Source organism: Phocaeicola dorei (genome assembly GCF_013009555.1).
Classification (GTDB): Bacteria; Bacteroidota; Bacteroidia; order Bacteroidales; family Bacteroidaceae; genus Phocaeicola; species Phocaeicola dorei.
Window position 1 is genome coordinate 363883 of record NZ_CP046176.1, and the last position, 13031, is coordinate 376913.

Annotated in this window: 10 protein-coding genes; 7 read left to right on the forward strand and 3 right to left on the reverse strand. The window is 45.2% G+C overall.

The genetic code is table 11. The features are described from left to right. Position 1: 1 nt before the first annotated feature. The 4 genes from GKD17_RS01450 (at position 2) to GKD17_RS01465 (ending at position 6471) form a co-directional block, all read left to right on the forward strand. Complete coding sequence (locus GKD17_RS01450; RefSeq protein WP_007834865.1) at positions 2-2389, forward strand: TonB-dependent receptor; 2388 nt, start codon at positions 2-4, stop codon at positions 2387-2389. A gap of 34 nt (positions 2390-2423) precedes the next feature. Then, a complete protein-coding gene (locus GKD17_RS01455; protein WP_007834866.1) occupies positions 2424-3803 on the forward strand; it encodes a DUF4374 domain-containing protein in 1380 nt (459 codons plus the stop codon). Positions 3804-3811: 8 nt separating this feature from the next. Further along, positions 3812-4951 (forward strand): PepSY-associated TM helix domain-containing protein, encoded by a 1140-nt coding sequence (locus tag GKD17_RS01460; protein WP_007834868.1) that lies wholly within the window; start codon positions 3812-3814, stop codon positions 4949-4951. A gap of 1214 nt (positions 4952-6165) precedes the next feature. Next, positions 6166-6471 carry an outer membrane beta-barrel protein gene (locus GKD17_RS01465; protein WP_007842099.1) on the forward strand — a complete coding sequence of 102 codons (306 nt, stop codon included), beginning with the start codon at positions 6166-6168 and terminating at the stop codon, positions 6469-6471. Between the two features lie 1225 nt (positions 6472-7696). On the opposite strand, the gene GKD17_RS01470 is transcribed toward GKD17_RS01465, so the two are convergent. The 3 genes from GKD17_RS01470 to GKD17_RS01480 are packed head-to-tail and all read right to left on the reverse strand — an operon-like array spanning position 7697 to position 10320. Then, the gene (locus GKD17_RS01470) at positions 7697-9334 is read right to left on the reverse strand and encodes a B12-binding domain-containing radical SAM protein (RefSeq protein WP_007834885.1); all 1638 of its coding nucleotides are present in this window, start codon (positions 9332-9334) and stop codon (positions 7697-7699) included. Between the two features lie 15 nt (positions 9335-9349). After that, positions 9350-9871, reverse strand: coding sequence for a GNAT family N-acetyltransferase (locus GKD17_RS01475; RefSeq protein ID WP_007834886.1), 522 nt, complete (start codon positions 9869-9871; stop codon positions 9350-9352). Between the two features lie 17 nt (positions 9872-9888). Next, the gene (locus tag GKD17_RS01480) at positions 9889-10320 is read right to left on the reverse strand and encodes a GNAT family N-acetyltransferase (RefSeq protein WP_007834887.1); all 432 of its coding nucleotides are present in this window, start codon (positions 10318-10320) and stop codon (positions 9889-9891) included. 104 nt (positions 10321-10424) lie between these two features. Between GKD17_RS01480 and GKD17_RS01485 the strand changes: the two genes are divergently transcribed. From GKD17_RS01485 to accC, 3 genes are all read left to right on the forward strand, one after another. Further along, on the forward strand, positions 10425-10910 hold the full coding sequence (locus tag GKD17_RS01485) for a GNAT family N-acetyltransferase (RefSeq protein ID WP_007834888.1): 486 nt from the start codon (positions 10425-10427) through the stop codon (positions 10908-10910). Positions 10911-10983: 73 nt separating this feature from the next. Then, positions 10984-11340 (forward strand): DUF488 domain-containing protein, encoded by a 357-nt coding sequence (locus GKD17_RS01490; protein WP_007834889.1) that lies wholly within the window; start codon positions 10984-10986, stop codon positions 11338-11340. A 176-nt stretch (positions 11341-11516) separates the two neighbouring features. Then, positions 11517-13028: an acetyl-CoA carboxylase biotin carboxylase subunit gene (accC, locus tag GKD17_RS01495; protein ID WP_007847111.1), complete on the forward strand. Its 1512-nt coding sequence runs from the start codon at positions 11517-11519 to the stop codon at positions 13026-13028. Positions 13029-13031 lie beyond the last annotated feature (3 nt).

Consider the following 13031-nt stretch of genomic DNA (forward strand, 5'->3'; position numbering starts at 1 on the left):
AATGAATCAGGTCAAAATGGTATTAATTTTTGCCATATTATTATTTTTATCTTGTGTGAATGTAAGTGCCCAAGTAATAAAGGGAAGAGTAACCGATAGTACCACAAACGAAGCGTTAAGTTATGCCGCCGTGGAAATACGTTCTTTCGAGGATGATGTTTATATAGGAGGAAGCTCCACCAATGAAAAAGGAGAGTTTGAGTTTCATCTGAAAGGGAGGTATCCCAAAATTCGTATCACAGTTTCTTTCTTGGGATATAAGACAATACAAAAAGTATATGCCCCCGCTACGGAGTACAGTTACCTCAAATTCGAGATGCAGGAGGACTCGCAGACCTTGAACGAGGTCGTGGTGAAAGGATTGAGTCCTGCGGAAAAAGTGCAGCGGTTGGCCTATAATGTATCATTGGTGGAAACGGCCAAGTTGAAAAGCACGACGATGGACCTGTCCAATGTCATTGACAAAATCAGCGGGGTGAAAATCCGTTCCACGGGAGGCGTGGGTTCCGAAGCCAACGTCACTTTGAACGGCTTTTCCGGTCGGCATGTGAAAATCTTCATCGACGGTGTACCGATGGACGGTATGAGTTCCGCTTTCGGGCTGAACAATATTCCGGTAGGTCTCGCCAAACGTGTGGAGGTGTACAAAGGTGTCGTACCTATCGAACTGGGCGGTGACGCACTCGGCGGGGCTATCAATATCGTTACGGACAACAGCCGGTGTACCCGTGTGAATGCCTCCTATTCGTTCGGTTCGTTTAACACCCACAAAACCAATGTCTATGCGGAACATACCACAAAGAAAGGTTTTTATGTTTCTCTGAATGCCTATCAGAACTACTCGGATAACGATTATAAAGTCAATATCGACAGTTACACGAAGTTCAACGAGGATGGCAGTAACCAGGAGGTCAAAGAAAATCTCACCGTGCGCCGCTTTCATGCCAAGTATCACAACGAGGTAGCCATTCTGAAGATTGGGATAGTGGACAAAACGTTTGCCGATCGTCTGTTGTTAGGCTTCATGGGAGGTTACGAGTATAAACAGACCCAGAATGCCTCCACTATGGACTGGGTGTATGGTGCACGCTACACCACGGCCAATACGCTGATGCCGCAACTGACTTACGAAAAGAGATTCAAAGTGTTGAAGGGGCTGCACGTGTCGCTGAACGGTAACTACAACTTCGGCAAGTCCTATTCTGCCGATACGGCCAGTTGTAACTACAACTGGCTGGGTCAGAGTCAACCGAAAGGCGTACCGGGCGAGTTGTCGTACATGAAGTACCGTTACCGGGACCATAATGGGGCGGCCAACTTCCGCATGGCACTCTTTCCCGCAGACGGGCAGTCCGTGTCGCTGAGCAGTACGCTCACCACCTTCTCCCGCTCCGGCAAGGACGAAACGGCCTACAAACCCACCTATGAGCATCCATCGCAGAGTATGAAAATCGTTACCGGATTGAGTTATAAGTATGACTACAAGGGCAAGTGGAACACATCTGCCTTTGTGAAGCACTATATGAACCATCTGGAGGCCTACCTCGATCCGGAAGGCGGAATCAATTATCAGGATTTCAGCAACACCACTTCCTATTGGGGAGGAGGTTGGGCCAGTACCTACTTTTGGGGGCGGCACACACAACTGCGGTTGTCGTATGAATACGCCCTGCGTCTGCCTACCAGCCGTGAGTTGTTCGGTTCTGGCGACGACATTGAGCGAGGCAACTCCAATCTGAAACCGGAATCAAGCAATAACGTCAATATCAGTGTCACAGCCAATGCTGTGGATTTGACCGACCACCGGCTGACCATCGATGCAGCTTTTCAATACAGAGAAATCAAGGACTATATTCGCCGCACGACCAACAACGACAGTGGGCGTGCCAGTTCACAGAACGATGGTCGTGTACGCAATTTGGGTACGGACTTGAGCATCCGCTACACTTTTAAGGATGCCTTCTTCGTGGGCGGCAACTTCAGCTACATCGACATGCGGAGCTTGACCAGGTACGTGACGGGCACACAGCAGGAGAGCAAGAACTACAAAGAACGCGTACCTGCTATCCCCTATATGTATGGTAACGGAGAAGCCGGGCTTACCCTGCGCGATGTGTTTGTGAAGGGAACAGTGCTGGACATACATTATATGATGAACTATGTCCAGAAGTTCAGTTACGAGTGGAATGTGTACCAGAATGCGGAACTTGATATACCTACCCAATTCTCTCACGACCTCTTCGTCAGCTACAACTTCGGAAAAAAATCGGAGTTTACCGTATCGGCCGAGTGTACCAACATCTTCAATGCCCGCCTGTACGACAATTTCAAGATGCAGAAGCCGGGACGCGCCTTCGCTATCAAGTTCGGCTATAGCTTTATGAAGTGACCATTATATAACAATTAAAAACGATAAAGTAAAAATGAAAGACAGATTCAAATTATTCAGCATGGCTCTATGCGCATGTGCATTTGCAGCTTGTAATGACAATGAAGGAGTTGATGGACCCGGTGACGGTGACAAATCCCCCGTGCAATATGTAGTGATGAGTGCCACATCGGACGGAACGGCCAACTATTTGCAGTTGGCCAGCGACCCCACCAAAGGTACGATTGACCCGACTGAAGCGAACGGGCGTATATCTTTCGATGCAAGCAACCCAGATTTTGTCAACTACAACAACGAACTGCTGATTGGCATGAACTATCCCTCACAGGGAGGTACAGGTGGCTACTCCTATGCTTGGAAGCTCATTGACGGGCAACTAGTTCAACATGGCAATGGTATAATGCTGGATGGCGACGTGAAAGCACGTGGCTTTTTCAATGACTACTTGCTCGGTCTGTCTGACCAAGCCGAGGACAACAATCACTATACACGCGTGAAATACGTCAAGGTGACTGAGTTCAGCAGTGTGGTCGTAGATGGAAAAATAAACTGTCAGGACCACAGCAAAGAACCGGCCAGCCAGATGGGCAATGAGGCATGGGGGGTTGGTGACATAGCCCAGTACGGCGACTACGTGCTGCTGGCCTATACCACCAAACATCTGGTGCAGGATGGTAACTACACCTCAAAAGCAGCAAGCACCCGTGCGAAGGCTTCCTATGGTACAGACTTGGACAACAACTTCTATTTGGGTGTTTACAAGTTCGACCCGACAGATGCGGATAAAGAATATTTGAAATACCAAAGCATGATTGTCCGCAAGAGCGAAGACCATCCGGGAAAAGAAGCCGGACAGATCAAAGGCAACTCTAGGTCGCGCACGGAAACGGGTATCGAAGTCGTTGGTGATAAAATCTACCTGTTCTGCCAAGGCGGCAAGAACTTCCAAACGAACAGCCTAAGAGTACCTTCTGCTGTGCTGCGCATCAGCGGTAGCAATATTCAGAGTGGCAAGCCCGTAGATATCGACAGTGATTACTACGTAGACCTAAACGATAAGACAGGCGACCGCTATTTGTGGAGATGTTACTATCTGGGTGACAACAAGTTCTGCCTGCAACTCTTCACCAACCCCGGAATGGATGGGTACACGGAAGGCACACACAAGACATTCGGCATCTTCGACGTAGAAACGCAAAATTACACGCCTGTGACCGGTATGCCTGAAGCCGGCGACATCAATGACATTGCGCTTGCTTATGCTTCTGACACGGACAAGGGTACAGTGACTTTCGAATTGATGACTACGTCGGGTGCAGTCCTGTACACCATCAACCGCAATGGCGTGGCCACGCCTGGCACGAAAGTGGAAGCTGAAGTCATCAAGGGAGCAAGTCTGTTGAAACAAAAATAGGCCTTTGTATGAATAAAGTATTCCGAAAAATACATTTATGGCTGTCTGTCCCCGTCGGGTTGATAATCACGGTTATCTGCCTTACGGGGGCGGCCCTTGTTTTCGAGCGGGACATAACGGAAAGCCTCAATCCTAAAATTTATAAGGTCGCATATACGGAAGGGGACACTCCTCTGCCGCCGTCCGAACTGGTCGCCTCTATCCGCCAGCAGGTTCCGGATTCGTTGGAATTGCTCTCCCTGCAACTGTCGGGTGAACGGGACGTCGCCTGCATGGCAACATTCAAAGGTGCGGGAAAGCGTTCGTTAAGCGTGAATCCATACACTGGAGAGGTGAACGGTTGGACCAAGAGTTACCCTTTCTTCCAGACCATGCGTAAACTGCATCGGTGGCTGATGGACCCGCCTGCCTATAAGGGGGCAAAATCTGCCGGCAAGGTTATCGTGGGTATTACTACCTTTGTAATGGTTGTTATCCTCGTTTCCGGTATTGTGATATGGATACCGCGTACCCGTAAGGCGCTGAGAAACCGTCTTGTCGTATCGTGTACGAAAGGTTGGTGGCGTTTTTGGTACGACAGTCATGTCTCGCTGGGCATATATGTTACCCTGTTTTTGCTGGTCATGGCTCTGACAGGGCTTACATGGTCGTTCCAATGGTACCGCACGGCAGCCTATGGACTGTTCGGTGTATCGACAGCCCGTCCCGCCATGTCCGCTCCGCAGCAGCAAAATAAGGATGAAAAGAAAGAAAAGGCAGAGTTCGATTATGGGATATGGGATAATGTGGTTTCCGAACTGCAGGCCCTTTATCCTTCGTATGCCTCCATTTCGCTGACGGCCGGAAAAGCACAGATAAGCAAGCCCGGTAACATGCGAAGCAGTGACACGGCGGCGTTTGATACCCAAACAGGAGAAATCACGACCGTTACGGCTTATAGCGATGTTCCCAGAGCACAGAAGATGAAAGGGTGGTTCTATGCTTTCCACACCGGGTCATGGGGCGGAATGACGACAAAGGTCCTTTATTTTCTGGCCGCTTTCATCGGAGGAATCTTGCCTTTGAGCGGTTATTATCTGTGGTTGAAAAAGAAACGTTTATCAAAGAAAAAAGTCTTTAGAACTATCTTTGAAACAAAATGTATATAAAAATCCTAACAAATGTCAGTCAGATTTTTTTATGAATAATTTCTTTCCAAAATCTAGGAGGAAGGAAAGTAGAAATAGCGTGTAATTCCTGTCGTGAAAAGAAAACGGGGAGTGGCGGTTTATCGGCACTCTCCGTTTGTTGGTATTGCCTGACGGATGCAAGTCCCGAGTGAATCCTAATAGCAGGAATCGCATAACCAATGGCAAGGGTGTCTATCGTGAGATGGCTTCTGAAAGAAGTTGGCAGCAAACATTTGGCTTGACGGACAAAAACTTCATACAAGGTATTTAATCGTGGACAAGGTTACCAAACAGACCAAAGCCTCATAGCTATTCAGAACGGTTGGTGCAAATAAAATAAGTATAAGATGAAAAGACAAGATCTTTATCCAAGGAGGTCACACAAACATGAAGGTCAGTTTTTTACGAGTCATGTAAAGTTTGCTGCAAGAAATTAGTAGAGACCATAGTACTCGAGGCATTTTACAAGTCTTTTGTAGCTAGATGTCCGAAAAGAACTCTCTATCCACACAATAGGGTGGAATCTGAAAATAAGATAGAAGTGATGCCATTTATTAAAAGGATGGCTGAAAATAACTTGTCCAACTTGGATACACCAGGTTACGGACAGTATATAATTTCCGTATTTCAACTACACTTTGTTTACCGTTCGTAACGTCCAATCTACTGGCAATATATTTTCAGAAGTCTCCGCAAACAGTGATTCTTATTATTTTTCGATGCAAAATTTTGTGTTCCAACCCACTCGAACTTTATTACAAATACTTATATCATGATATATTGATTATTAGAGTATTATTAGTTTGAATTCTCCAAAAACAAGCTATATACAAACCGAAGCTATTTACTTCGTATTAATTGCATCAAATCAAAATACAAAAATACAAAAATGGAACGAATAGAAAAGCAAAATTTTCTTATGCTGCAATAGGAGTTTTATTATTAGGATTGGTATCCTATGACAGTAAGAATAGTGGTCTGAATAATTAATATCATTGATAGGATGGTGGTATGAAGAAGCATATATCTTTATTAATTGCGTTAACTGGCATTATCTCGTTAAATGCGCAAGATTTCAGATTTGGAATAACGGGCGGAATGAACTTGAATTCTATCACAAATGAGAGGAACAAGGTAGATTATAATTTAAAGACGAATATTTCTTCAAAGAAGATAAAGGGTTTTATCTTGATATGGGAGTTATGCTGACCAATAAAAATTGGGAAACACCGTATTATGCCCATATCGGAGATAAAGACAAATTGGGAAACATGTGGAGTGCAAATCTTCATTATCTTAATATACCTATTCACATAGGGTATATGATGCCTGTATCAAAAAAAATTTCGCTATTCATGAATGCCGGACCATATTGGGGAGTAGGATTGTTTGGTAAATATACGATGACATCGGGTGATAAGGATACCACTATTGCTGAAAATATCTTTAAAGATTATCTCAAAAGATTTGATTGTGGTATAGGATGGAATAGGTATTGAATGTGCAAGATGTATCAAAGGTTGTCAAAGTAAAGTCCTGTGAGGAAAGCCAAAAGATATATTGTGGTCAACCTTATATTATGGTCACCACCGGGAGCAGGATGTTTAAAAGAACTTGTGGAAAGAACAGAAGAAGGTCCTGCGAAAATCCGTGTGTAGAGAGAAAAAAATGTGTGGGTAATGGCCTTTAACTTAGAAAATAACAAGCATGGACATTCAAGCCATACTAGACGGAATAGGACTGTTACCTGAAGAAAAAATAGTATCCAAAACAGACTCACAGTTCCAATCGCGACTATAAGTTTGTCCTGTTTCCGAGTTTCCCTAACGATGGCGCTTGACGCGTAGGTATACAGCTTTACTGCGAATAGGAAATCCGGGAAGAAACCTTTGGAATGTAGGTGCAAATGAGAATACTCTTGAGGAATGGAAGGCTTTTCTTCAAGAAAAAGAATGAAGCAAGTCTCTTGAGAAACATGGTTAACTAGGTCAAAATAATCAAGCATGTCTGCAGGAAGGAACAAGCTCAACATTTCCATAGGAGTAAGGGGGGGGCATTTCTATTTCATGCCTCAAAGATAACCACTTTAACTAATTCCCCAAGTTTTCAAACTGACCCGTTTAATTTTTACCCTTGCAGACGCATCTCTTCTATCTACACCGCAGATGAAGCGACAGGGATTTTTGCATTTGATGTGCGATTTTGCGTTGCACTTACTGCATAGTCCCGTTAGAATCCGTATGCGAGGATGGTGGAATTCGATATTTTACTTGGGTGAAGAGGGCTTTGCATCTGTGTGAAGAGCTGTTGTCACTAAAGTGGAACTACTGCTTCACATAGATGGAGCAACAGTATATATCGGAAGTTAACACAATGACATCCTATTTAATTAAATGAAAGTACGGCATGTCCTGTCAGATCTAATCTGATATCTGCGGCTCTTTTACAAATAATGGGCGAATGTTCCCATCCCCATCACCTGCATACCAGTTCAGGGATATTATGGATGTTTTTTACACAGCAAATTGCTGATAATGAGTGGAATGATGTGACGGAAGGATTTTATGTTTTACGTAAGACGAAATCACCTTTTCCTTTGGTTCTTACCCGGATTACTCTTGTTGGACTCTTTCAGCCGCTTGGTTTCACTTCTATAAAGTGATACTAAATCAAAATTGAGCATCACTTTTTGAAACCAACAGCTTCTCCTGATGTAGTAACGTTTTACGTTCTTGCCTTGAATACAGGACTTGCTTTTTGTATCTCCGACTCAAAGCCAAACCAGTAGCCATGTTCTCCCTTTTCATCGGCAGGAAGGAAACACAGACGAAGGCTTTCTTTGTATTCTCCATAAATGATATTCCAAGTAGCAGGAGGAATTTGTCGTTTGGTCCATACTTTCTCGGCGGGAAGCTTTTTCAGTGACATGCCTGCCTCTATCCAGGCAATACTAGCCTGTATCTGGTATTCGGGGTAGTTTTGTTTGCAGAACTCATAGAGTATCAAGCCTCGTTTTTCCAGACTCATGGGCTGGTCTATCAGATTGGCTTTTGTTAAATATGTAAGAAAACGATGGAGGAATTGTTCGTCATTCAAAATGAGTTCACGTGTCAGTGCCTGCCATGCCGGTGTGTTGTAGAATCCGTCCAACAAGCGTGAAAGCTGGCGGGCTGTCTGCAATTCACTGACATTGATCTCGTGGGTTTGTAATACTTCGTATGGTGGCAGAGGGGAATATTTGATACCTGATTCTTCCGCCCTCCGGCGCATTTCGGTTCCGGGAAGCAGTTTGAGTGACTCCAGTTGGATTTCTCCTGCAGCATATTCGGCCAGGGTACGGACATCTTCAAATATTTCATGAAGATGATAAAGAGGCAGTCCGGCAATAAGGTCGGCATGGGTTTCCATGTTGGGTAAAGCGCACAGGAATCTCAGACCATCCAGTGCATCGGATAGTTTGCCCATCCGGCGGCTTTTCTCAAGTACAGGTTCGCGCAGGCTTTGGATGCCGGCTTCCAGATGAAGCAGTCCTTTGGGCAGCAGGCTGAGTTCTTCTTTTAACTCTTCTGACAACAGGGCGGGATGTATTTCCAGATGGAAGCGGATATCGGGATGGAATTCCAGAAAGAGTCGGAGTAGTTCTTTGGCTCTTCGAGGGTTGTAATTAAAAGTACGGTCTAATACACGTACATTTTTGATGCCATGTGCATGGATGAGTTGTAGCCTTCTGCGGATGCTTTCGATGGAAAGGGTGCGTACCGGTTTTTCACCGCCGCTGACACAGAAGGCGCAGGTGTTGAAACATCCGCGTGTTGTTTCCAGTTGGACAAAGGGTTTACTCCAGTTAAAAAAACGGCTTTGTTCAGGAGGGACGAGTCCGGCGAAATTCAGTACGCGTGCTATGCCGTTGTCTTTATATTCTTTGTAAGGAGTGAGGTAACAGAGTCCGGGCACGGTGTGCCATTGTTCCGGATGGTTCCAGCAGGTTAACCATTGTGGAAAGACTTCTTCTCCTTCTCCTCTGAAAACGCAATCCACAAATGGATTTTTGCGGAGGAATTCTTCATTGTTTCCCAGAAATTCCGGACCGCCCAGCACCAGGCAGGTTTTGGGGAGCAATGCTTTTACTCTGGAAGCGACATGTATCAGTTGCTCATGGTTGAAAAGCCAGGTGGTTGCGGCAAGGATGTCGGGTTGATGGTGGTAGATCTCGTCGACAATCATTCCTGCATTTTCGTTGATGGTGGCAGATACGATTTCCCATTCTATAGAAGGGTCTGTCATGATTTGTGCATGTAGGGCTGGCAGTGCCAATGAGGAATGGGCATATGAACTGTTCAGGTCTATCCAGAGAATCTTCATATTTCTTTTTCTTGTTTATTCGGTCGGCAAAGATAACTCTTTTTCGGTCAATGTCCGCTGGTAGGCGATGCGGGATGTGCCGTTGTGGGTATAAATGATGCCACAACGCCGGAAACCGTACTTTTTCAGGATATTCTGCATCACAAGGTTGTCGTGGTGGGTATCTACCCGGATATTGTTGCAATGCTCGAAACACCATTTGAAGCAGGCGTCAGCTATTCCCTTCTGTTTGCCGTTGGTAGCCATGCGGTGAATGACGTAATATGGTTCGTTGTTCAGCCAGTTGCCGTCATCAATGCGGGCATACGTAGGGTCCTCTCCGGGAATAAAACAGAATGTGCCTATTATTTCTCCGTTTTCATTTTCGCAAACATAGTTGGTGCCGTTGGTTATTTCTCGCAGAATCAATTCAGCGGAAGGATAACCGTTTATCCATTGATTGGGGTTGCCATGTTCTTTCATGAACTGACGGGCATAATGGAATATTTCTATAATTGCATCTAAATCTTTGGGTAATGAATGTCTGATTGTTATCATATTGAAATAGGAATGGGTTATTCTAAATTCATTCTGTACACATTGGTCTGCTTTTGTTCGAAGCCTAATTTTTGATATAGCTTGTTGGCTGCTATCCGTGTGGGGTTTGAAGTAAGCATAATAAGAGGTATGCCTTGTTCCTTCACAAACCGGACAGCGTGGGTGACCAGCTGTTTGCTGAATCCTTGTCCCCGGTATTTTTCATCCATTACGACATCTTCAATCCACGCTTTGCCGCCTGTGGGGCTGTGATAGATGCCTACAGTCAGCATTCCCGCAATTTCCTGATCTGCCAGTAAGAAAAACAGATGGGTGTTCTCTTGGGATATGATCTCTTTGAGGGTTGTCTCGGTCAGTTTTACCGGGCGGTTTGTGAGCTGCTCCAGCAGTTTTTGTACTGCATTGGTGTAGGCTGGGATAAAGTCTTTTAGTTCTACTATTTCTGTCATTTTTATAGCTGAAATTAGAATCGGCTGTAAATATAGTGATTATTCTCTAGATAACTGATTATTTTTTTATATCTTGCTTACGTTTTAATAATAGATATGATATTATGATTAGACGAGTGGAACTTCAGGATGCCAAAGCCATCACGACAATATACAATGAATATGTCGAGCACAGTGTGGCTACATTTGAAACGGAACCTTTGAGAGAGGAAGATATGCGTAGCCGTATTGCCGGAATTGCCGTCCGCTTTCCCTATTTTGTGTATGAGGAAGAAGGGAAAGTAGTGGGTTATTGTTATGCCCATCTGTGGAAGGAGAGGACTGCTTACAGGTATACGTTGGAAACAACGGTCTATTTAGCTCCTGGATACGAGGGGAAGGGCATAGGCAGGGAATTAATGGAAAGATTGATTGAAGAATGTCGTAGGGATGGGTACCGTGCACTGATAGCCTGTGTCACAGAGGGCAATGCTGCCAGTGATGCTTTGCATTTGAGGCTGGGATTTAAAAAAGTTTCCCATTTTAAGAAGGTAGGATTGAAATTTGGACGATGGTTGGATGTAGTGGATTATGAGTTGCTGTTGTCTTGAATCCGCTGTCCGGAATGAACTTTTTAGGACTGTATGGAGTTATAAGCTTGTACCTAAATTAAAATAACCAACTATGACTCAAGTAAACATTAAGAGGGTTTATGATGAACCTTCTGAACAAGACGGCTATCGTGTTTTGGTAGATCGTCTGTGGCCCCGTGGCATGAAGAGGGAATATTTGAAATACGATTATTGGGCAAAAGAGGTCACTCCATCCAATGATTTAAGGAAATGGTTTCATGCGGATGTAGAAAAAAGATGGGGGGCTTTTGCGGATATGTATCAAAAAGAATTGAAAGAATCGGATGCCGCTAAAGCGTTCATTGATAAGATAAAAGCTTATTCGAAGGTAACATTACTTTACGCTTCAAAAGAACAAGAACGAAATCATGCCAACGTATTAAAACATTATTTAGACACACATTTGTAGTTTTTGTGCAAAAAACAAGTATCTTTGCAGGCAATTATGGCTCCCGCTTCTAAAAAATAGGGAGTTTTCGTTAAATAATCAATACTAATGAGAGATGCCACCCATGTAAGGTGTGTTCATGTATAATGAATGCATCTGTAATTTTGTGTGACATTTCGGGTAAAAAGAGAAAGATTATGATACAAAAGGTTCTAATTGCCAACCGTGGCGAGATAGCCGTGCGCGTTATGCGCTCTTGTAAAGAGATGGGTATCCGCACTGTGGCTGTTTTTTCGGAAGCCGACCGTACGGCGCGTCATGTGATGTATGCAGACGAAGCCTGCCTGATAGGGCCTGCCGCTTCCAAAGAAAGTTATCTGAATATAGATAATATCATTAAAGCTGCAAGGCAACATCATGCCGATGCCATTCATCCCGGTTATGGTTTTTTGTCCGAGAATGCTGATTTTGCCCGCCGATGCAAAGAGGAGGGGATCATCTTTATCGGCCCTTCCGCCGAGACGATGGAAGCGATGGGTGACAAGATTGCCGCCCGTAAGCGTATGATTGCCGCAGGCGTTCCCGTGGTCCCCGGTACGGAACAACCGTTGCAAAGTGCCGAAGAGGCGGTACGTATCTGTAATGCAATAGGCTATCCTGTCATGCTGAAGGCTTCTATGGGAGGCGGCGGTAAAGGGATGAGGCTGATACACAGTGAAGACGAAGTGGTGGAGGCATATAACACCGCCCGTTCCGAGTCCATGTCTTCTTTCGGGGATGATACGGTTTATCTGGAAAAATTTGTGGAGGAACCCCATCATATAGAATTTCAAATTCTGGGTGACAATCATGGCAATGTAATCCATCTGTTTGACCGCGAGTGTTCTGTCCAGCGTCGCAACCAGAAGATTGTAGAGGAGAGCCCGTCTCCGTTCCTTACTCCGGAACTCCGCCAGGAGATGGGGGAAAAGGCAGTGGCTGCCGCCAGGGCGGTGAACTATTCGGGAGCCGGAACTATCGAGTTTCTGGTGGACAAGAACCGCGATTTCTATTTTCTGGAGATGAACACCCGTTTGCAGGTGGAGCATCCCATCACCGAAGAAGTGGTGGGCGTGGATCTGGTAAAAGAACAAATCCGTATAGCCAATAACGAGGTGCTGCACCTGAAGCAAGAAGAACTTTTCCAGCGCGGTCATGCCATCGAATGTCGTATCTGTGCGGAAGACACGGAGAACAACTTCATGCCTTCGCCGGGTATCATCAAACAGCTGACGGAGCCTAACGGCATCGGCGTACGCATTGACAGCTACGTTTACGAAGGTTACGAGATTCCCATCTATTACGACCCGATGATAGGCAAGCTGATTGTATGGGCTACGACCCGCCAATATGCCATAGAACGTATGCGCCGGGTACTTTACGAGTACAAGATTACGGGGCTGAAGACCAACCTCAGTTATCTGAAACGCATCATGCATACCCCCGACTTTGTAAAGGGTGAGTATAATACCTTGTTCATAGAGAAGAACTCGCGTATGCTGCTCCGTGGCAACGGTAATAATGAGGAGATTGAGAATATCGCCATGATCGCCTCTTATATTGACTATCTGATGAATCTGGAAGAGAACAAGAGTCCCCAGCTGTCTGATGCCCGTCCCATCAGCCGCTGGCGTGAGTTCGGCTTGCAGAAAGGAGTATTGAGAATCTGATTC

Excerpts from the sequence above, each read along its gene's own strand:
- GKD17_RS01485 (WP_007834888.1), top strand. The coding sequence starts at position 10,425 with ATGATTAGACGAGTGGAACTTCAGGATGCCAAAGCCATCACGACAATA.
- accC (WP_007847111.1), top strand. The coding sequence starts at position 11,517 with ATGATACAAAAGGTTCTAATTGCCAACCGTGGCGAGATAGCCGTGCGC.
- GKD17_RS01455 (WP_007834866.1), top strand. The coding sequence starts at position 2,424 with ATGAAAGACAGATTCAAATTATTCAGCATGGCTCTATGCGCATGTGCA.
- GKD17_RS01470 (WP_007834885.1), bottom strand. The coding sequence starts at position 9,334 with ATGAAGATTCTCTGGATAGACCTGAACAGTTCATATGCCCATTCCTCA.
- GKD17_RS01450 (WP_007834865.1), top strand. The coding sequence starts at position 2 with ATGAATCAGGTCAAAATGGTATTAATTTTTGCCATATTATTATTTTTA.
- GKD17_RS01490 (WP_007834889.1), top strand. The coding sequence starts at position 10,984 with ATGACTCAAGTAAACATTAAGAGGGTTTATGATGAACCTTCTGAACAA.
- GKD17_RS01480 (WP_007834887.1), bottom strand. The coding sequence starts at position 10,320 with ATGACAGAAATAGTAGAACTAAAAGACTTTATCCCAGCCTACACCAAT.
- GKD17_RS01460 (WP_007834868.1), top strand. The coding sequence starts at position 3,812 with ATGAATAAAGTATTCCGAAAAATACATTTATGGCTGTCTGTCCCCGTC.
- GKD17_RS01475 (WP_007834886.1), bottom strand. The coding sequence starts at position 9,871 with ATGATAACAATCAGACATTCATTACCCAAAGATTTAGATGCAATTATA.
- GKD17_RS01465 (WP_007842099.1), top strand. The coding sequence starts at position 6,166 with ATGGGAGTTATGCTGACCAATAAAAATTGGGAAACACCGTATTATGCC.